General features: G+C 55.7%; 17 protein-coding genes and 1 tRNA gene. 5 read left to right on the top strand and 13 right to left on the bottom strand.

Going from position 1 to position 20,733, the window contains the following annotated elements; translation table 11 throughout:
- Nucleotides 1-322: 322 nt before the first annotated feature.
- The 3 genes from AB3G35_RS16985 to AB3G35_RS16975 form a co-directional block, all read right to left on the bottom strand.
- Nucleotides 323-1,024 (bottom strand): DUF2290 domain-containing protein, encoded by a 702-nt coding sequence (locus AB3G35_RS16985; protein ID WP_369781802.1) that lies wholly within the window; start codon nt 1,022-1,024, stop codon nt 323-325.
- Entirely contained in the window at nt 1,017-3,152 is a 2,136-nt protein-coding gene (locus AB3G35_RS16980; protein ID WP_369781801.1) for a DEAD/DEAH box helicase, read from the bottom strand. Before AB3G35_RS16980 ends, AB3G35_RS16985 begins: the two co-directional genes overlap by 8 nt.
- A gap of 245 nt (nt 3,153-3,397) precedes the next feature.
- Nucleotides 3,398-4,390: a hypothetical protein gene (locus AB3G35_RS16975; protein ID WP_369781800.1), complete on the bottom strand. Its 993-nt coding sequence runs from the start codon at nt 4,388-4,390 to the stop codon at nt 3,398-3,400.
- Between the two features lie 841 nt (nt 4,391-5,231).
- On the opposite strand from AB3G35_RS16975, the gene AB3G35_RS16970 reads away from it, so the two are divergent.
- A complete protein-coding gene (locus tag AB3G35_RS16970; RefSeq protein ID WP_369781799.1) occupies nt 5,232-5,627 on the top strand; it encodes a hypothetical protein in 396 nt (131 codons plus the stop codon).
- A 44-nt stretch (nt 5,628-5,671) separates the two neighbouring features.
- On the opposite strand, the gene AB3G35_RS16965 is transcribed toward AB3G35_RS16970, so the two are convergent.
- Both AB3G35_RS16965 and AB3G35_RS16960 read right to left on the bottom strand, forming a co-directional pair.
- Nucleotides 5,672-7,105, bottom strand: a complete 1,434-nt coding sequence (locus AB3G35_RS16965) for an SH3 domain-containing protein (RefSeq protein ID WP_369781798.1) — start codon at nt 7,103-7,105, stop codon at nt 5,672-5,674.
- 994 nt (nt 7,106-8,099) lie between these two features.
- Nucleotides 8,100-8,387 (bottom strand): hypothetical protein, encoded by a 288-nt coding sequence (locus AB3G35_RS16960; protein ID WP_134048786.1) that lies wholly within the window; start codon nt 8,385-8,387, stop codon nt 8,100-8,102.
- A gap of 397 nt (nt 8,388-8,784) precedes the next feature.
- Here AB3G35_RS16960 and AB3G35_RS16955 point away from each other — a divergent pair, with 397 nt between their 5' ends.
- Nucleotides 8,785-9,411: a hypothetical protein gene (locus AB3G35_RS16955; protein WP_106116430.1), complete on the top strand. Its 627-nt coding sequence runs from the start codon at nt 8,785-8,787 to the stop codon at nt 9,409-9,411.
- Between the two features lie 260 nt (nt 9,412-9,671).
- Nucleotides 9,672-9,746, top strand: a tRNA-Gln gene (locus AB3G35_RS16950).
- Nucleotides 9,747-9,910: 164 nt separating this feature from the next.
- On the opposite strand, the gene AB3G35_RS16945 is transcribed toward AB3G35_RS16950, so the two are convergent.
- Both AB3G35_RS16945 and AB3G35_RS16940 read right to left on the bottom strand, forming a co-directional pair.
- On the bottom strand, nt 9,911-10,759 hold the full coding sequence (locus tag AB3G35_RS16945) for a GNAT family N-acetyltransferase (protein ID WP_369781797.1): 849 nt from the start codon (nt 10,757-10,759) through the stop codon (nt 9,911-9,913).
- A 53-nt stretch (nt 10,760-10,812) separates the two neighbouring features.
- A complete protein-coding gene (locus AB3G35_RS16940) occupies nt 10,813-11,526 on the bottom strand; it encodes a murein L,D-transpeptidase catalytic domain family protein (RefSeq protein WP_016781279.1) in 714 nt (237 codons plus the stop codon).
- A gap of 132 nt (nt 11,527-11,658) precedes the next feature.
- Between AB3G35_RS16940 and AB3G35_RS16935 the strand changes: the two genes are divergently transcribed.
- Together AB3G35_RS16935 and AB3G35_RS16930 are read left to right on the top strand one after the other, a co-directional pair.
- A complete protein-coding gene (locus tag AB3G35_RS16935) occupies nt 11,659-13,218 on the top strand; it encodes a murein L,D-transpeptidase (protein ID WP_169846589.1) in 1,560 nt (519 codons plus the stop codon).
- 223 nt (nt 13,219-13,441) lie between these two features.
- Nucleotides 13,442-14,524 carry an NAD(P)H-dependent flavin oxidoreductase gene (locus tag AB3G35_RS16930; RefSeq protein WP_369781796.1) on the top strand — a complete coding sequence of 361 codons (1,083 nt, stop codon included), beginning with the start codon at nt 13,442-13,444 and terminating at the stop codon, nt 14,522-14,524.
- On the opposite strand, the gene AB3G35_RS16925 is transcribed toward AB3G35_RS16930, so the two are convergent.
- The 6 genes from AB3G35_RS16925 to AB3G35_RS16900 form a co-directional block, all read right to left on the bottom strand.
- Nucleotides 14,497-15,810: an MFS transporter gene (locus AB3G35_RS16925; protein WP_369781795.1), complete on the bottom strand. Its 1,314-nt coding sequence runs from the start codon at nt 15,808-15,810 to the stop codon at nt 14,497-14,499. The two genes, AB3G35_RS16930 and AB3G35_RS16925, sit on opposite strands and share 28 nt — an antisense overlap.
- A gap of 71 nt (nt 15,811-15,881) precedes the next feature.
- Entirely contained in the window at nt 15,882-16,904 is a 1,023-nt protein-coding gene (gene dmpG, locus AB3G35_RS16920; protein ID WP_016781275.1) for a 4-hydroxy-2-oxovalerate aldolase, read from the bottom strand.
- Nucleotides 16,905-16,914: 10 nt separating this feature from the next.
- Complete coding sequence (locus tag AB3G35_RS16915; protein WP_016781274.1) at nt 16,915-17,844, bottom strand: acetaldehyde dehydrogenase (acetylating); 930 nt, start codon at nt 17,842-17,844, stop codon at nt 16,915-16,917.
- Nucleotides 17,845-17,865: 21 nt separating this feature from the next.
- The gene (locus tag AB3G35_RS16910; RefSeq protein WP_016781273.1) at nt 17,866-18,657 is read right to left on the bottom strand and encodes a fumarylacetoacetate hydrolase family protein; all 792 of its coding nucleotides are present in this window, start codon (nt 18,655-18,657) and stop codon (nt 17,866-17,868) included.
- Between the two features lie 137 nt (nt 18,658-18,794).
- Nucleotides 18,795-19,568 carry a glucose 1-dehydrogenase gene (locus AB3G35_RS16905; protein ID WP_016781272.1) on the bottom strand — a complete coding sequence of 258 codons (774 nt, stop codon included), beginning with the start codon at nt 19,566-19,568 and terminating at the stop codon, nt 18,795-18,797.
- Between the two features lie 13 nt (nt 19,569-19,581).
- A complete protein-coding gene (locus tag AB3G35_RS16900; RefSeq protein WP_016781271.1) occupies nt 19,582-20,565 on the bottom strand; it encodes a flavin reductase family protein in 984 nt (327 codons plus the stop codon).
- Nucleotides 20,566-20,733 lie beyond the last annotated feature (168 nt).

The raw sequence follows: 20,733 nt of genomic DNA, 5'->3' as shown, positions 1-20,733 counted from the left end.
CTGAGGTTCCTAGACGTATCTGACACTGTATAGCGCGAGTGTAGGTTGGCGACCGCAGTTTTTGGACGGAGTCTGGTGACATCTGCCCGTCAGTATTGGCCGTTTTCTGCCTTTCGAGGCGGGCAAAAAACGTTCAAAATTAGTCAGTTGGACGTATGTAGAAAAATCGAGGCTATTCAGAGTGACACATATCTGGGTTGGGGCATATTCGGAGACCGGCTTTGTCTCGAGCCTCAGCTATTGGTCGATAGCAGCCTGTCACGAAGGACTGGTGTCGACCAAAAGCGGACACTCGAAGATTTCTACAAATCAAGGCTCATGGCTATGAGAAGAAGAATGCTTGCTCTTCTATTTTTTCAAATAGATCGTCAGGGACGACGTGACAGTTTTGGCGCTCCCGGATTAAAGCGCGCTCAAATGAGTTGCTGATTTCAGGGTCGTCGTCATCACCAAATGCTCTCCACTCATCTCCGTAATACTGTTTGAAAACCAACATCGAGAAGGCAAGAGGGGTCAGTGTTCTTTTTAGTGGCCACCGATTTTCAGAATGAAACCCAATGTGAAAGTGTGAGCACGGATGAAAAAAACGTTTCCGTTGATCGGGAGCGTTTTCATACCTCCACATGGGTTTCCCGTTCAAGCTCCTCTTGCTGTCCAGTAGGCTAAGATACTGTTCATGAGAAATAAATTCGTTTTCGAAAAGTTCTGTTATTTTTTTGAAAGAGGTGGTTTCTGATTCTTTTCCGGAAATAAAAGGATTGGGGTAATAGGCGTAGCGCACGTATCCATCACGTTCCATACTGAATTGAAAGTATGAGTAATCAGACAAAATCATGTTGTGATGAGATAAGTTCATCGCGGTAAGATAGACGTCGATGTACGTACTATCTTTCGAAAGAATTGCATCTCGGAACTCGGTATTTAGTTGAAGTAAATTTGGATTGCTGAAAGCTGCTGCCAATCCAAGTTTATCCGCCAGGTCCCAACTTTTGTGGATTCCTGACTGAGTCTCCTGTCTATTCATCATCGTAATCCAAGTCAGCGTCTTCTTCTGACAAGCCTTCACGACGAAGGCTGTCTAGATACTCAGCTCTCAATTTTTTGGCTTTGATAGAGCGCTGGCTGAGATCTCTCTGAATCATATCCAATTTGGAAAGGTCAGGCATGGTGAAACGCAAAGCGGGGAAGTTTTGCTCTGCCTCAGTCATTTCTTCAATGATTTGTCTTGTAGATCCTTGCATCCCGGAGACGCGAAGCCAAGCTTTAGTACGTGTGAAAGCCGTGAATAATTTGTTACGATCTCCACGTGTTTTAAGTGAAATCGCATCGACGCCAATGACGAATACTACAGCGGCCTCGTTACCTTTGGCGCGATAAATTGTGGATAGTGTTACCTTATTGGATATTGTAAAGGGTGGGTCTGAGTACGGGTCGGCGTGAATATTATTCGACGCAATCCCCATGTCCGCCAGCTTTGAAGACAAGGCTTTGAAGTAACCCTTCATGTGGCGGTCATCCAGAGCGACAATTATTATGTCTTCCGGATTCAAGCCTTGTTCTAAAAAATCAGATATCGAGGCTATAACCCAGTCTGTTTCGTCATCTAAGGACTGTGCGTTGTAATGCTCTATCAGCTCGGGTAGGTTTTCTCCGCTCAAGCTAACCGGGCTATTTTCAACTGGGCGCACCACCTCTATATCTGCGTTGGCATAATAGTTTGGTGAGATAACTTCATAACCGACGTCTTTCCAGTGATCAGCACTTTCAAGCAATTGCACGATGTTTGAATAAATTCCAAATCCAAGTGCGTGAGCTGTAATGAGGACTTCACGCTGGTTGCGATAGCACTTGCTAAGGACGGTGTCGTTGGAGAATTTGAACGGCAGGCCTATTGCTGCCCGTTCAAGCGATATGCGCGGTTCACCGTCATGATCTATGCCGAATAGTTCAGCAGCGCTCCGCATTCTCACCTTCATGATATTTTGAAGGTCGTCGTACGCCCATACAATGTTTTTTTTGTCTCGGTGGCCTTTCGCAAGCCGGAAACTTAATTCATAAAATGCGGCTGGAAAATCCTGCCCTTCATCAATGAGGATGTGGTCATAGTACTCTTCGATATCACCTTTTTGCATCAGGTCTTGGCATGCAAACTCAAAAGGGTCTATACCATTAGGTGCACCAGAGCGTGCGGTGCTGAATGTGAAAGGTGTTCTCCCTGCTCGTAGGCAGGCATCAGAGTAGGCACCACTTGTGTTAGAGCCGCCCCAACCATGCACTATGTGGATGTTATTCCAGTCTGGATCAACTTCTTTATAATGTCTGTAAAACTTGGTGACCAAGTTTTTTATGGAAGACTTGAGACTCTTTGTATAAAAGGTTAGGAGGATTTTGTCATTTGGTCTGTTCATATGAAGGTGTGCGGCCTTCATAGCCAAAATGATAGTTTTACCCGAACCGGCAAGTCCACGTATACGCTGAGGGCCATTAATTGTTATCAAGGCTGCAGCACGCTGCTTTTGGTCAAAGTTTGCAATTTCAGATTCGAGTTCGGCGAGCGCACTGGCTGCGCGCTGCTGCTCTGGATTTTCGACTAGGCGCTTGTTCGATCGAGTGAGGGCTTTAGCTCCCTCGATTACAGATCGGGCTTCGTCATATGCCTCTGGACCTAATAACTCTTCTTCAAGATCCTGAATCAGATCTTTCAATGAGTCCATTGAGGACACGATTACAGAGTCGCTCGAATCAAAAATTCTGTCTGCTAACTCACTGTCGCAAAAGATAATAGGTGTTACGTTCAGAGAGAGCTGCGAGCGTGACTTTCTTAATATTTTACTTTTTAGTAGCCTTCCTATCAGGATGCTACAAAATTGATTAAGCGAATCATCGACTGCTAAAAGGCTGTTGGTGCTGTCACGATCCGCCTGGATTGCCGTGATCACCCGGATGGCTAGGATTCCGCAGCTGCGGCTTAGCACCAGAATATCTGGCTTGTGATCTGCGCCGTCGTAGTCTGAGTAAACAGGAAAATCATAGTAAAGAGCCGACGGTGAAGAGCTGATAGCGCTTTCAGAGTTCTTAAGCGATTCAATAAGGTCTCTTCCGAGCGGATCTTCTTGCAATCTTTCAGTCGTGACTAGGATATCTACTGCCATGCCAGATGGTCCTTGATGAAGTTTTGGTATTTGGCAATTATTTTTTTGCCATGGGTAGCTAACTCTGGTGATCATTACATGTGTCGAGATGCCAGCGGCGTAAGCGTAGCATGCCACACCCTTTAGGATACTCGATCGCCATCGTGCTACTTAGGAGGAGGATAACCTTCAGCAAGCTGTTGATGATAGATGACGTTGATCGAGGGCATGGTCGTCTTGGCTGCCTTGTACATTTCTACTTCAATTCATAGGGAATTGCTTCGCGTCAGACCTAGACTCAATCCCTTGGGAAGATTTCCAATCGCAATAAGTGCGAGGTTATCGGTGATGATCCGATCATCATTCAGTAGAACAAATGACGGTGCCCACAAAAGTGTATCTTTATTGAATTCATACACCATTTGCCGACTTATTTTTCCTTGAGATTTCAGCCTCGAAATTAACCGAGCTGCTTGAGCCGCCGCACCGGCCAACGCGTCCATGGCTAAGTGAAGCTTTCTCTCATCGTTACCTCTGAATAGAAATGAGACCTGACAGCCGTCCTGATGTGAATGAAAATCGAGTATAGGGTTACGTCTATCGGCTAACCGACTGAGCAATTTCCGAAACCATGCATGTATTCCAGCGTACGTAGTCTTACCCGTCTCAGTAGCTATCGTAGTCACGAATGGATTCCAAACAAGGAGTACGTAGGGCAGACCGACCCTTATCAGTTCTTGTAATGAATCCGCTGCGTTGTGCGACAGTTCGGAACGCTCGACTCTAACGGGTGAATCATTAGTTACTTGATCCAACCAATCTTCATCCACCTCTCTTGCATCCGTCGCGATCTCGATCCAGACATCATCCAACAGTCTGGGGAGCTGTATTGGTGGCGGAACTGATAAGTCAACATCTATCCCCAAGCCAAGAAAACTCAGAACGTCTCCTTCTGCATAATACCCAAGGACTGCGGCGACAAATTTTCGACCTTCAGAACTTTCGAACGATGCACTTTCCAGCAGTTGTCCCTTTGGACGTCCGGGATCGTGATTCTCAAGAAGTGTGAAAGGATTGCAGTTTATCTTGGTAGCCAATATGCCTGGATCGACATCCACCAACAATTTACCATCTGAGCCGCGCGCATCCGTCCAGATCACCGCGCGCACAATTTCGCCAAATTTTCCAGTTTGGTGTCGCTGTTCCGCCTCATCTGCCCATTTGATGGCGGCAGGCGTTTCTTGAAAAAAGTCAGACATGGATTCCCTACCTTCCGATGCAGCGTGTGAAAAGAACAAGATAGCCCTTACCTCACATCCCCTCCTAGCCGGAAATAGAAATTCCTGACAGGCAGCTAATGGTCAGTCGGTCTACACACTAATAAATCTTTCCTCCTTCTATCCGATCTTTGCCGAGGTGTACAGCAGAGCAACTGGGCCGCCTGGAGGCTTCCGGCGTACGCTGGTAGTGGAAAGCCTCAGCAGGGACTTGCAGCAATAAGACAGCTAGTGACGAGACCTCGATTTTGTGCCTCTAGGGTTACTTTGATAGCTCACAATAAGACGACATCGAGCTTCGAACTGGTTTAAACAGTATCAATCTGATGGTGATAGAGTAATTCGATAAATTCAGTAAGGGCGACTTGATCTAGGCTTCACCTAATTGTGGTAGGGGCATTGAAATAGATGATGGCTTTATAGTGGTTTTTTCGACAGTATGCATGAATCGATCGATGGCATTTTGTCCTCGATGCAGGGAGGCAGACTGATGCGAGCTCTTTTGAGGTACCCGACGCAGGCTGGCACCTTCTACATAGCCCAGTCGGCTGATGGGCGATTTCACCCAATGTTTGATGACGATAGCTTGGGTAGCTATCGAAGCATTGCTCAGGCAATCGATGATCTGACAAATGATGCGACTAGCTCTGTACTACACCCCGAGACATTCGAGTTGCTGGATACTTCTGTTCTCGGGTTACCTGATGATCCGGGGGAGTGGATCCGCGTTTAGGGTTTACATGCGGTCTATGGCGTCATTTCTCGTTTGGGGTGGAGCGGCAAGCAGTTTTGCTTATGCATATTTATTTTTTCAGAGTTTCGTATGGTTAGTATGAAAAAAATAGGTTTATACACCGGGGTTTTAGGTGCTTTGGCTTCAGTAGCAGCGCTAGTATTGCCGGAAACCGCAGTCTCGCAGAGTAGCAGTGGGGTAAATAGTCCGATTATTTCTGGAAACGGGAATACCGTTAACTACCAGTCGCAGGTTGGGTTTCCTAGCGCTGAAGTGATTAAAGCGCAACGCCCCAATATTAGTGAGCAGCAATATCAGTCGATACAACCGGGAATGACATATGACGAGGTACTAATGATCGTGAAAATACCCGGCAAAGAAGCCGCAAGTACGGGTAGGGTTCAAGTCTATACGTGGGGCACTGAGGTGTATGTGTACATGACGGTGACAATGGTAGATGGTAAAGTCCAATCAAAGTCTCATTGATATGTATTCCCTTATTCTTGATATCGTTGATGATTTTTTATTAGCTATTGCAGGTCAGTATAGCCATTTGCTTCGTGCTTACGAAAGCCTTGGGGCGGAGGTACTGGCGTGGTTACACTGAAATACACCCATCCTTCGATCCACTCTCCTTGATACTCCACTGCGACGTAGAACCATCCCTTGTCATTTTTATCTAAAACTTCAACTAGCAATCCCAAAGGCAACGACACAATTAGCTCAGAAGATTTACTTGGTTCTACACGGAGTCTCGCGCCGTTACGGTTAACAATTCGGTACCCCGCGAGAAGTGCTCGCTCGTTATCGGGTAGTAGCGCAACTTGCCTGGATATATCTACAGGTTTCGATACGGTAGACATCAGCGCAACTAAAATGCCTATGGCTACATATGTATTGAACATGCGCAGGAGTATGTCCCAAATCACAATAATTTGAAGGTAAATCGATTGTAGGCGTTGTATTGCCGGTAAAGATAGTTCGGCATCTCCAACTGATAGAGCCTTCATGATTTCCAGATCAACACCATGTATATTGTCAAGATCTGGAGCTACTAAGTTTAACCCCTCAGCCTCTATTGTCTGAGTTGATGGTTTGCTTAAATCTCCTGGTGATACGAGAAAGCTCGCTAAGGTCGATTCGCTGATCAGCTCATGATAAGAGCTTATAGCAGCAGAAAAATCTGACTGCATACGTCCACTACTTATCATTGCCCCCATCTGGGCGCGCAAATTCGTCAAAGACTCCGGATTGGTCATTGCTGCCATCTGGGCGCGCAAATTCGTCAAAGACTCCGGATTGGTCATTGCTGCCATCTGGGCGCGCAAATTCGTCAAAGACTCCGGATTGGTCATTGCTGCCATCTGGGCGCGCAAATTCGTCAAAGACTCCGGATTGGTCATTGCTGCCATCTGGGCGCGCAAATTCGTCAAAGACTCCGGATTGGTCATTGCTGCCATCTGGGCGCGCAAATTCGTCAAAGACTCCGGATTGGTCATTGCTGCCATCTGGGCGCGCAAATTCGTCAAAGACTCCGGATTGGTCATTGCTGCCATCTGGGCGCGCAAATTCGTCAAAGACTCCGGATTGGTCATTGCTGCCATCTGGGCGCGCAAATTCGTCAAAGACTCCGGATTGGTCATTGCTGTCATCTGGGCGCGCAAATTCGTCAAAGACTCCGGATTGGTCATTGCTGCCATCTGGGCGCGCAAATTCGTCAAAGACTCCGGATTGGTCATTGCTGCCATCTGGGCACGCAGATTCGTCAAAGACTCCGGATTGGTCATTACTGCCATCTGGGCACGCAGATTCGTCAATGACTCCGGATTGGTCATTGCTGCCATCTGGGCGCGCAAATTCGTTAGGGATGACAGATTACTCATCGTTGCAATATGAGCTCGGATATCATCCATTGGAAAGACAACACCAAGCTTTTTCAAAGAGTCTCTGTTGTTGCCAGTCATGAACTCATACCAGTTTATTAGTCGGTGCGGACTTTGTAGAAAGCCTCTCTATCTTAACCGACGCTGCGATGAATTAGACAGCACTCCCAAAACTTACTCATGTAACCAGTTCCTCCCGGCAGCTTGGTCCTCCTCTAACGCTCGTTCTTGGTCGTGTGTCCGGATTTATTAGAGCACTACAGAAAGGTTTTTTACTGTGGGCCACGGGCACGCGAAATTGGTAGAGCTCCCATCTGTTGGTGGTATTTTTGTCGGCAAGACGCTACAGCAATAGTAGTAAGAGAAGATCACATGCAGTCATTGATTGGACAGATCGGGGAGAGCGTTTTTGGATGATTTTTTATCAAGTCGCATTGGCTGCTTAAATTTTGCTACAGCAATGCTGTGAATTAAAATATCTTATTGATTTATAGTGATTTTTTAATTTTGTGGCTTCGATCCATCATAGGCGCCACACTAAAGCGCCTGGACACCGCAGAGCCTTTGTTTACGGGGTTTGTAGCTGATTTTTCTACCATTTTGCTCTACGTGTTTAAGGCGTGTTTTAGGGGGTAAAAGGGCGTTTTTTAGGGTGGGTGGTAATAAAATGTACCACCTGAAAACTGACGTGTACCACTTTTACTATGGTTACGATCAGATCCAGAAAACTCGCCGACGGCACGGTACGTTATACCGCGCAGATCCGTGTGAAGTGTGAAGGGGCGCAAGTGTATCAAGAGAGCCAGATTTTCGCCCAAAAACAGACAGCCCAAGCCCGGCGCCATCGAGCGGGCCAATCGCGTTGGGGCGATGGTCAAGGTAATGATCGACCGCGACGTGCTTGAAATGGCCAGGGTCGCTACTTGGGCAGCACCAAACAGTCAGCCAGACGCTGGTGGAATAAGGGCTCAGGGGGGCTGGCTGAATAGAACACTCGGGGCATCATCCGGGCAAAAGCCGAACGCCCCAGTATGGGCGCATTTACGCAACGCTATAGGGGCCACAGGTTAGCGATTCAGATTTTTTTCTCTTGTCTTATGCCGGCATAAGACCAGCCCAAGAAGAAGCAAATGACGATGGCGACACCCATACCCATAAAGAATATCAAGGGCGATTGTTCGGCAATGGACTGTTTGCCTTCGTAAGTTGCTTGAATAATTTGTATGGCAGCAATAAATGCCAAGCCACTGAAGGCACATGCCTTAAGGAGTTTTCTGGGGTTCGACGGCTGCTTGGCAGTATGAAAAAAAAAGCCGAGCAAAATCGATGCAATGATCAAGAAGAGAATTAAAAGTAGCATCATGGATGATTCTCTGGCCGGATTGAAACGCCTGGTCTGGAGGCTAGTGCAGCCCTGTAGCCCTGTCCAGTGACTAACGGCAGGCGCAGCGTCTGTTGAAGCCTGTAGTTTGGCGATGGCTTGTAACCATTATCAGCAACCTCCATTGGGTCGCTGGTCAGGCAGTTTTCTCGCAATTGATGCTCGCCGTAAATTTTGTGCCTGTCGGTGTTGCCTGTGAGTCATTGTCCATGCCTTACATAAGGGCTGTGGTGGTTGAGCGCTTGACTGGATGAGTTGTTAAGGTCATGCCCTGCAGCCGGTTGTGTTGTTCAACAGGCCATAAGATCAATCTGCTTTGCCATTCACACCAGCACCGTTTGCTGAAACAATCGACTGTTTGGCCAAGGAGGCATGCAAGATGATTGTGGTGGTTGAAGGGATCAGTGCCGTAGGTAAAACCACCTGGTGCAATCAGGCCGCATCAGCCAGCCTGTTACCGGAGTCATTTCCTGCGGATCGAAAGAGCCAGCCTGTGCAGGACGAGCAGGTAGCAGCCTATTGGACCCGCTGGAATGCCAAACGCTGGAGTGATGCGTGCGCGATTGAGCAGTTGTACGCAGTGGCCGTCTGCGACACCGATCCGTTGAAGCTGCATTACAGCTGGTGTCTTTGGCAAGTTGGGCAGGGCACCGAGGCGCAGTGGCAACTCGCTTGGCAGGCAGCTCGTCGTGCGGTCGCCGCGCAGCAGCTGGGTTTTGCCGACCTTTATTTGGTCAAGGCTATCGACGCCGCGACAGCGCGCCAGCAAATGGCGGGCGACCCAGGCCGTACACGCAAAAATTTCGAGTTGCACCTGAGTCTGCAAGCACCACTGCTGGATTGGTACCGTGCAATCGAGCAGGTGTTTCCTGGGCGGGTGCTCTGGCATCTGCCGCTTGACTTCAAGATCCCGCAAACCTCTGCCAATACCCGCAGGTATGATCTGCGGGCATTTGATGCGCTTTTGGATGCTCTGCCCAGGCCTGCCTTTGACCTGGCCCGCTAGGCCGGCTGCGACAGGGGAGCGTCATGGGGCAATCTCGCAGGCGCTGGCAAAGCCCGTAAAAACGGGGCTTTCTGCCCGTGAGTACCACTAAGTAGCTGTTTTTGAATAAATTTATTTAAAAAGTGCTTCCCATATCCTGAGAGTGCGGGTATATTTGCGCTCGTTCTCACAGCGAACCCTTACAGGTTCAGCGCGGTTGGCAACATTCGCAGGCTGCAAGAATCGATAAGTGAATGCCAGGCATTCATCGCAACATCTACAGGGGCGTCGCCAAGCGGTAAGGCAGCAGGTTTTGATCCTGCCATGCGTTGGTTCAAATCCAGCCGCCCCTGCCATATTCCAGGTCTTGTCCAGCATCGGGCAAGCATCTTCAAGTTCAGCGTCAACGCCATATGGCCTGACGCACTCCCGTCAGTCACCCATATCTCTGTTTTATCCCATAGTTTTTTGACCTGCCCTGACGGTTTATCGCCGGATCAGTCCTGTGGGCTCTTGCCGGTCAACCCATTGCTTGCGAAACCAGTGCGTACTGGCGAACACCGCCAGCAGGTTGCGGGGGCGTGCCGAGGGCCATTTGGGTGACGCAGTCTACTGACTCAAGGCCGGCCAGCGTCAGCCATTCACTCAGGCCGCTGTCCTGCGGTACATCGATTCGCACAAACTGGCCGGGGATCCGGGCGAGCAGGGTAGCGATCAGATATTTGGCTTGCTCAAGGTTTTCAGCGATGACCGGGCCAATGCAATGACCCCGACCGGCACGGCGCAACAGCGCCAAGGCCTGTAACTGACTGTCACGTTCGATGCCTGCCGTGTGCTCCAGCGTGTCGTGCAACTGCGCAAAGATGGCGCTGCGCTCCAGTGCGCTGCCTGCATTGGCCAGAGCAAGTTGTCGGGCCTGGTCTGACAGGCCGAGAGCACGGCAATGCTCGGCTTCGGGCAAGGCCTGGAGTTCTACGGCATGCGCCAGGCCCTGGCGTTGCTCGATGATACCGAATTCGACAAAGCCCTGGCTCAGATACAGGGGGGCGCCGGCGACGGAGGCATTGAGGATGGCAATGCCTGGCTTGCAGGCTTCAAGTGCCTGTTCCATCAACCGGCGGCCAATGCCCCGGCCCTGGAAGTCGGGGTTGACCACCACCAGGCCTATGGTTGCAAACGCGCCCTGGGGGCAGGCAAATGCCGTACCGATCAATTGATCATCGACGCAGGCCACAAATCCTTTGAAAGTACGCTGCAACAGGCTCCAGTCTTCGAGGCGATGGGGCCAGTTCAGTTGCGCGGACAGCCCATGCGCCGCGGGCAAATCGGCCGGGCTCATGGGGCGGTAAGTGCAGGGCTGTGCGCACATGGTGTAACTCCTTGAACAGGTGTGCGCTATCTAGCGGCATTAACGCCGAGCTTTCAACCCCCGATCCTGGCCGAGACGATACTTGCCACCTGGCGTGGCTGGCAGTTGAGGTAAGCCGAGGATTGCAGCCACTGCTGGTCAGGGTACCAGGCGAACATGAACTGGCCATTCTTGAGTTTGTCGACCACCTGACGCGCCACTTGCGGGCGTACCGCCGGGCAACCCAGGCTGCGGCCGATGCGACCCTGGGTCTTGCTCCACAGGGGGTTCACATAATTGGCCGGGTGGATCACGATGGCCCGTTCGCGGGCCAGATCGTTGATCCCCGGTTCCAGGCCGTCCATGCGCAACGAGTAGCCGTGGCTGCCGATATAGCTTTCGCGGGTGCTGAACAGGCCCAGGCTGGACTGGTTGCTGCCATCGGCGTTGGAGAAGCTGGTGGCAAAATTTTCCCCGGATTTTTTCCCGTGGGCGACGAGATCACGCAGAACCAACGTCTTGCGGTTGAGGTCAAAGATCCAGAGACGGCGCGCAGTCGAAGGCTCCGAGTAATCGATCACGGCCAGGTGCCGGGCTTGCTTGGCGCCGTTGTTGACCGCGCACTGCATGGCGCTCAGGGCACTTTTGAGGGCTTGCGGGTTGAGTTCGGGGGCGGCGTGGCTAAGTTTGTTGAGCAGGACGGGATTGGCGGTGGCTGCGTATGCAGTGCTACAGGTTGCACTCAGCGCAATGGCTGCAAGACAAAAGCGACGTAAAAAGATCAGCATGGTTCGTGTGTTCTCGAAGGTAGTCTGGCCAGCACCCTGCGCCGATAACTTGGCGCGCCTGTATTAACTGCTAGCCTGTGGGTTTGCCGTGACGGCCGATTCAGTTCATGGCCATTAATTGGAGTAAAGCAGTTGTTCAAAAAACGCGCATTTTACTTGAGCATTGCCTTACTGACTGCGCCACTGGTCGCTGTAGCCGATCCCCTACAGGCGGGCGCCGAAAACCCGGTGCAACAGGCGCTAAACCAACTGCCCCAGGCCTGTCCAAGTCTGGCTACACGCATCAGTCAGCCGATGCAGCAACTGCTGCAGGGCTTTTATCAGGGCCAGGGCGATCAGCCGGTGTGGTCGGTCAATGGCCGCCTGGGTGCCCTGCAAGCGGCGCTGACGCAACTGGCCGACGACGGCCTTGATCCCGGCAACTACAAGGTGCCTGCCGGGCATGACCTGTGTGCCGACATCGAAACCAGCCAGCACTACCTGCAGGCCTTGCAGGATCTGCACTATGGCCGTCTGCAACAGTCGCGCTTCGAGCCGGTCTGGCATGCCAGTGAAGTGCCACAAGATCGTCAGGCCTGGACTCTGGCCTTGGCCGGCCCGGGTCTGAACGATGTCCCTCGGGCCTTTGCCCAGGCGCGCCCGCAAAATGAGCTGTACCAGAATTTGCGCAAGGTTTATGCGCGTCTGCGCCAGCAACCGCTGCCACAATGGCAGTCGCTGGCCAGCGGCCCCTTGCTGCGCCCTGGCATGCAGGATGCGCGAGTGCCGGACCTGGCCCGGCGACTGGTCAGCGAAGGCTATCTGAACCACATGCCGACGACTGTCGATCACCATTACAGCAATGAGCTGGTGGCGGCGGTGAAGAGCTTTCAGCTTGATCACTCACTGCAGGCCGACGGCGTTATCGGCGCCGGCACCTTGAAGGAACTGAACGTCAGCCCCCGTGACCGGCGCGAACAACTGCGCATCAACCTGGAGCGTTTTCGCTGGATCGCCCAGGACCTGGAGCCTGACAGCCTGCTGGTCAACGTACCCGCCGCCCAATTGACCGTGTACCAGAACGGTGTGCCGGTGTGGCAGACCCGTACCCAGGTGGGCCGTGCCGAGCGCCAGACCCCGTTGCTCAAGTCCCGGGTCAATCGCCTGACCCTCAACCCGACCTGGACCATCCCGCCGACCATCTTTCGCGAAGACAAACTGCCGCAGATTCGACGCGACCCTACCTTCCTCAGCCGCCAGGATTTGCAGATCGTCGACAGCAACGGCCAGCCGCTGGCAGCGCAGGATATCGACTGGGACCGCCCGGGCAACATCCTCCTGCGCCAGGGGGCCGGGCCAAGAAACCCGCTGGGCAAAATTGCCATCCGCTTTCCCAATCCGTTCTCGGTGTACCTGCACGACACGCCCAGCCAGGCCCTGTTCAGCAAGGCGCCGCGCGCGTTCAGCTCGGGGTGCGTGCGGGTCGAAGCGGTATTCCAGTTGCGCGACCTGCTGGTGACACCTGCCGAAAAAGTACGCAGTGAAGAGCTGTTGAGCACCGGCTTGACCCATGAGTTCAGGCTGTCCAAGCCGACGCCGATCCTGATGACCTACTGGACGGCCCAGGCGAACAAGGACGGCAAGGTGATCTATGCGCCGGATATCTACAATCATGACCCGGCACTGATTTCGGCACTGGCTGGCAAAAAATAATAGCGTTTAACGCGCTTGGCGTAGCCGCTGAGGAGCGAAGCGAGGCTGCGATCGAGCGCGAAGCGTTCGTGGAGTCAGGTACGGTTCTCAGGTTTTGCGACTGCTTCGCAGCCGGTCGCAGCCTCGCTTCGCTCCTCAGCGGCTACATAGTCTTGGGCCACTTGCCTCATCCGCAGCCGACCCCCTAGTATCCAGCTCTCGATTGTCGACCGTGAGAGCCCTTATGAGCTGCTGGCCCGATTCGCGCTTCACCGATCTGCTGGGCATTGCCCACCCCCTGATCCAGGCACCGATGCTGGGCGCTGGCGCCGATATCATGATCGGCGTCGCAAAGGCCGGAGGGCTGGGTTCCCTGGCCTGTGCCACGTTGAGCCTTGATGCCATTCGCAGCGAGGTGGCCGCTTTTCGCGCGGCCTGCGACCAGCCGCTTAACCTGAACTTCTTTTGCCACCAGCCCCCGGAGTACGACGAGGCCGCTATCGAGCACTGGAAGTCGCTGTTCAAGCCATACTACAGCGAACTCGGCGCCGACTATGACGCGCCGACCCCGGTATCCAGCCGCGCGCCATTCGATGACGCCACCTGCGCCCTCGTCGAGGAACTGCGCCCCGAAGTGGTGAGCTTTCATTTCGCCCTGCCGGCGCCGGAGTTTGTGGCCAGGGTCAAGGCCAGCGGGGCCAAGGTGCTCAGTTCGGCCACGACGGTTGACGAGGCGCAATGGCTGGAGCACCACGGCTGTGACGCGATTATCGCTATGGGTTACGAAGCGGGCGGGCATCGGGCGATGTTCCTGCACCGTGAACTGACCACGCAAATCGGCACCTTCGCCCTGGTGCCGCAGATCGTCGATGCCGTGTCGGTGCCGGTGATCGCCGCAGGCGGTATCGCCGATGCGCGAGGGATTGCGGCGGCGTTTGCCCTGGGCGCCAGTGCGGTGCAAATCGGCACCGCCTACCTGTTTTGCCCCGAGGCAAAACTGGCCCAGGCTCATCACCGCGCGTTACGCGAGGCGAGTGCCAGTGACACCGCGCTCACCAACTTGTTTACCGGGCGGCCAGCACGGGGCATCGTCAATCGGGTGATGCGCGAACTGGGCCCGATCAATCCCCAGGCGCCAGCCTTTCCGTTGGCCGGGGGCGTACTGTTGCCGCTCAAGGCCAAGTCTGCCGCTGACAGCGGCGACTTTATCAACCTCTGGGCCGGCCAGGGTTTCCCCCTGAGCCCCGGGCGCACCGCCGAACTGTCGTCCTTTGAGCTGACACGCCAGTTTGTCGAGGACTATACCGCCCGTTCTGCATGCATATAGCGGTTTTGCCCGGCATGGCTGGCGGTGCGAATCAGCAGCATGATCGCACCTGCCACCGGCAGGCTCACCAGCAGCAATGCATAACGCAGCGATTCAATACCGAACGCCGGCTGCAGGGCATCGCTGAGCAAACCGGCCAGCAATGGCCCCAGGCCAATGCCCAGCAGGGTCGAAATAATGGTCTGCAAAGCCATCGCCGTACCCCGGCGATTGGCCGGGACCAACTGGGTGATCAGGTTGAATGACGGCGCAACCCACCACACCGAAAAAAAGCTGTAGAGCGCGCACAGCAGCATCGCACTGGGTACCGGCACGCTGGCCACATGCAGCCACACCGTGTTTGGCCATAACAGGTACGCGAACAGTGCACTGAGTGCCGTGACATGCCCGATCACCGGAATACCCACTTGCCAGTACGGGTTGCGTCGGGTCAGGTGGTCACTTAGCCAGCCGCTGAACAAGGCGCCGATCCCGGCAAAGCCTCCACAGATAAAACCCGCCAGCAGCCCTGCATGTTGCAGTGACAAGCCGTGGGAGCGCACCAGAAAACTGGTGTTCCACATGCCGATCGCATACGAGCCCAGGGTGGTCAAGCCGCCTGCCATGACCAGGCAGCGGTAGGCGGGCAGGGCCCAGAGTTTGCGCGCTTCCTTGCCCAGGCTCTGCAACGGGTGGGCCGCATGGGCGCTGGCCAGGTCCCAGCGGCCCCGCGCCGGGTCCTTCGCCACAAAGGCCAGCAGCGTGGAGAACAACAGTGCCGGCATGCCGATCGCGATAAATGCGGTGCGCCAGCCATACTGTTCGACCACCCAGGCGCCCAGGCTCAGGCCGATCACCGCAGAGAAGGTCGGTGCCGCAGTGAAGCAACTGATGGCAAACGAACGGCGATGGGGCGGGTACAGGTCGGCAATGATCGACATCGAGGTCGAGGTGGTCGGCGACTCGCTCACCGCCACGGCCATGCGTGCCAGGGCGAGCATCCAGAAACTCACTGCCAGCCCGCACAGCAGGGTGGCCACGGCCCACAGCAAACAGGCGATCGCCAGCAAGCGGGTGCGTACCATACGGTCGGCCAGGCGCCCGGCGGGCAAGGCCAGCAGGGCAAAGACCGCGGCAAAGGCCAGGCCGGAAATCAGCCCCATCGCCGTGTCACTGACGCCGAATTCGGCTTTGATCGGCTCAATCATCACGGCCAGAATCTGGCGCCCGACAAAATTGTCGGCAAACACCGCCGCCAGCAATAACAGCAAAGCATGGCTGCGCCAGCCGACATGAGCGTTGGACATGGTGGGTTTCCTGTCAGATAAAAACGCCGAAGGCGCTGACCCGGTCAGCGCCTTCGGCAAGGTGCGATGCCTCAGGCCCGCTGGCGCGCCAGGGTCATGGCAGTGTCTTCGATCATGTCTTCCTGACCGCCCACCATGCCGCGACGGCCCATCTCCACGAGGATTTCCCGGGCCGGCACGCCGTACTTTTTCTCGGCGCGCTTGGCAAACAGCAGGAACGAGCCATACACCCCGGCGTAGCCCATGGTCAGGGCGTCGCGGTCGCTGCGGATCGGGAAGTCCATGATCGGCACCACCAGATCCTCGGCCACGTCCTGAATGCCGAACACGCTGACCCCGGTTTCAATGCCCATGCGGTCACACACCGCCACCAGGATTTCCATCGGCGTATTGCCCGCACCGGCACCCAGCCCGGCAGCCGCAGCATCAATGCGCGTGGCGCCGGCTTCGATGGCCGCGATGGAGTTGGACACGCCCATCGACAGGTTGTGATGGCCGTGAAAGCCGATCTCGGTATCCGGGTGCAGGGCTGCACGCAGGGCCGCGACCCGGGCCTGGATATCGTGGGGCAGCATGTAGCCTGCTGAGTCAGTGAGGTATACGCAGTTGGCGCCGAAGCTCTCCATCAACTTGCCCTGTTTGACCAGGCCCTCGGGGCTGTTCATATGGGCCATCATCAGAAACCCCACGGTGTCCATGCCCAGCTTGCGCGCATAGGAAATATGCTGCTCGGACACGTCGGCTTCGGTGCAATGGGTCGCCACGCGAATGGTGTTGACCCCCAGCTCGTAAGCCATTTGCAGATGGTCCACCGTGCCGATGCCGGGCAGCAGCAGGGCCGAGACCCTGGCCTGCTTGAGCATCGGAATCACCGCCGACAGGTACTGCTCATCGGTGTGCGCCGGGAAGCCGTAGTTCACCGAACTGCCGCCCAGGCCATCGCCGTGGGTGACTTCGATCAGGGGCACGCCCGCAGCATCGAGGCCGCAGGCAATGTCTTTCATCTGCTGCAGGGTGATCTGGTGACGCTTGGGGTGCATGCCGTCGCGCAGGCACATGTCATGCACGGTAATTTTTTTGCCGCGAAGATCCATGATCGGCTCCTTAAGCGAGGGCAGGTTGAGGGGCGGATGCCTTGAGTTGCAGCTCGCCCTTGAGGATTTCCTCGGCGAACATCTCGGCGGTGCGCGCAGCGGCGGCGGTCATGATGTCCAGGTTGCCGGCGTACTTGGGCAGGTAGTCGCCGAGGCCTTCGACCTCCATGAAAATCGATACCCGGTTGCCGTCAAACACCGGGCCGTTGACCAGCTTGTAGCCCGGCACATACTGCTGCACCTGCTCGATCATGGTGGCGATGGCGAGGCTGATCGCGGCTTGATCCGGCTCGGTTTCAGTCAGGCAATGCACGGTATCGCGCATGATCAGCGGCGGCTCGGCGGGGTTGACGATAATGATCGCCTTGCCCTTTTTCGCTCCGCCTACCTGTTCGATGGCACTGGCCGTGGTGCGGGTGAATTCGTCGATATTCTTGCGCGTGCCCGGGCCCACCGATTTGGACGCGGCAGTGGCGACGATTTCGGCGTAAGCCACCGGCTGTACGCTGGACACGGCCGCCACCAGCGGAATGGTGGCCTGGCCGCCGCAGGTGACCATATTGACGTTCATCGCGCCGCGCTTGAGGTTGGCCTTGAGGTTGACCGGCGGTACGCAATACGGGCCAATGGCGGCGGGCGTCAGGTCAATCATCAGCACGCCCAGCTCGTTGAGTTTGCGGCTGTTTTCAGCATGCACATAAGCCGAGGTGGCATCGAAGGCGATCTGGATATTGTCTGCCAGCACATGGGGCAACAGGCCGTCGACCCCGTCACTGGTGGTCTTGAGGCCCATTTCGCGGGCGCGGCTCAGGCCTTCGGAGGTGGCGTCGATGCCCACCATCCATACCGGTTCCAGCACCTCGCTGCGCAGCAATTTGTAGAGCAGGTCGGTGCCGATATTGCCCGGCCCGATCAGGGCGCATTTGATCTTTTTGCTCATGGGAAAGGTCTCGAACGGGGGTTAGGGCACAAAGCGCAGGCGGGCAGAGCCCAGGCCGCTGAGGGTCAGGCTGACCTCATCGCCGGGTTGCACCGGCACCAGCGGCGCCAGTGCGCCGGAGAGGATGATTTCGCCCTTGCGAAACGGAATATCGAACTTGCCCAGGGTATTGGCCAGCCAGGCCACGGCCTCGCAGGGGTGGCCCTGTACTGCCGAGCCGAAGCCATGACCGGCGGGCTGGCCGTTTTTCAGCAGATGCAGCTCGACCTTGGCCAGGTCCAGTTCGCGTGGGTTGATGCGTTGTTCACCCAGGGCGAATACGCCGCAGGAAGCGTTGTCGGCCACGGTGTCCTGAATGCGGATTTTCCAGTCGGCAATGCGCGAGTCGACAATCTCGAAGCACGGCACTACCCATTGGCTGGCCGCCATCACGTCTTCGGCGGTGATACCGGGGCCGTGCAGGTCTTCGCCGAGGATAAAGGCGATTTCGCCTTCAGCTCGTGGCTGCACCAACTGGTGGGCGGCGAAGCTGACGTCGCTGTTGTCGGCGACTTGCATGCGGTCAGTCAAAAAACCGAAATCGGGCTGGTGTACATCGAGCATTTCCTGCACGGCACGGCTGGTAACGCCGATTTTTTTGCCGACCACTTGCTCGCCCAAGGCCTGGCGGCGCTGCAAAAAGCGCAGGGAAATGCGGTAGGCAGTGTCCAGGCTCAAGTCCGGGTAGCGGGCGGTCAATGGCTGCAGGCTGCGGCGTTCACGCAGGGCGTGAAACAGCTCGTCGCCCAGGGCTTCAATCAACTGTGTGTCCATAAATTGGCTCTCTTAAACGCCAGAAAACGCTTTGTGGGAGCGGGCTTACTCGCGATGCAGGCGGTGAGGTCTTTCAGGCAGACCGCGTTGATTCCATCGCGAGCAAGCCCGCTCCCACCGTTTTTGTGTCCGGTGGCTCAACCCGGCCAGACGCTCGATTCGGCGCCGCCGTCCACTTCCAGGATCTTGCCGGTGACCCAGCGCGATGCCGGGCTGGCCAGGTACAGTGCCGCAGCGGCGATGTCTTCAACTTCGCCCAGGCTTTGCAGCGGCGTGGCCTTGATCATGCCGTCGCGCATGGCCACCGGCAGCACGCCATTGAGGGCAGCAGTCAGTACCGGGCCGGGGGCTATGCCGTTGACCCTGACCTGCGGCGCAAAGTCCTGGGCCAGCAGGCGGGTCATATGGCTCAACGCGGCCTTGGCAGTGCCGTAGGCGCTGAACTGGGTTTGCGCATAACGCGCGGCCCCCGAGGTGATATTGATGATGTTGCCCTGGCCCGCCTCGCGCATGTGCGGCACGCACAGCTGGCTCAGGTGGTAGGCCGAGGAGACGTTGAAACGCATGATTTCCTCAAAACGCTCCACGCTCAGGGTCAAGGGGTCATTGGGCCCGGCGCCGCCTGCGTTGTTCACCAGGTGGGTGATACGGCCCATCTGCTCGCGGGCCTGGGTGACCAGAGCGCTGCGCTGTTCGCTGTCATTTACGTCGCAGCTCAGGGCCAGGGCCCGGCGGCCGAGGGCGCGTACTTCTTCGGCCACGGCTTCGACGTCGGCCAGGGTGCGGGCCGCCAGGACCACATCTGCGCCGGCTTCAGCGTAGGCCAGGGCGATGCCGCGGCCAATGCCGCGACCGCCGCCGGTGATCACGGCCACGCAGCCGCTGAGGTTGAAGCGTTGAATAATGTTCATAACGGGTCCTTTTTTATTGGCGGGGCGCCCACAGGTCAGGCAGGCCAGGATCACTGGCGGCAATCAGGCGCTTGAGCAGCACTTTGAGCGCCTGGGCATCACCGGGCCCCAGTTTGGCCGATACGTTTTCTTCCACCGCCTTGGCCAGCGCCAACTGTTGCAATGAAGCCTCACGGCCAGTGGCGGTCAGCACATAGCGCGGTTGCTGCTGGCTGCCCTCGAGGGCGACCAGATTCTGCTTTTCGAGAAAACGCATGCTTGCCACGCTGACCACATGCCCGGTGTAGCTGACGAACGTATTGATTTCGTTGAGGGTAAGGTTGTCGCGGATACACAGCACCGACAGGATAAAGAACGCATGCTCGTCCAGTTGCTGATTGCTCAGCAGGCGATGCAGGGCGTCGAGCAACTGGTAGTGGGCGCGGCCCAGCAGGTAGCCGAGCAGGTCCTCGGTGTAGCTGCATTCAGGCGGTGGCGGGGTGGTTGCCAGGCGCAGTTCGCTGCGCGGCTTGCGGGTGGCCAGGGCATATTGGCCGCTTTGAAAAGCCAGCGGGGCGCGGTCGCTGTGATCGAAGGCAAGCACTTCACCAACGAATATCACATGGTCGCCGCCTTCGTATTGAAAGGCGGTGCGGCACTGAAAACGTGCGGTGCAGTCCTGCAACAGCGGCGCTTCGCTGATGCCGTTGTCGAGTTCGATCTCGGCAAACTTGTTCTCGCCCTGCATGGCAAAACGACCGGACAGCGGCTCCTGTTCGGTGGACAGCACATGCACGTTCCAGTGCTTGCCCGAACTGAACACCGGCAAACTGCGAGCGGACTTGGCCAGGCTCCACAGCACCAGCGGCGGGTTGAGCGATACCGAGTTGAAACTGTTGGCCGTAATGCCGATGGGCGAGCCGTCTTCGGCCTGGGTGGTGATGATCGTCACCCCGGTGGTGAACGTGCCCAGTGCGGTACGGAAGGCCTGCGGGTCAAAGCTGCTTTGCATTGCCATGACGAACCCCATGGATTGAATTTTCGTGCTGGCAGTATTCGCCTCGTGGCGGGGCACTACATCGTCTTAATGGACTAACGAATACAGCCGATTATCGTCCGATCGGACGAGGCAGTACGGGGCACAGTTCGCTAGCGTCGGCTCATCGAACCCGTGTATCAGAGGACT

The sequence above is a fragment of the Pseudomonas sp. WC2401 genome (assembly GCF_041200115.1).
Classification (GTDB): domain Bacteria; phylum Pseudomonadota; class Gammaproteobacteria; order Pseudomonadales; family Pseudomonadaceae; genus Aquipseudomonas; species Aquipseudomonas fragi.
Note: the sequence above shows the minus strand (reverse complement) of the source record. Positions and strands in the feature narration are given on the sequence as shown.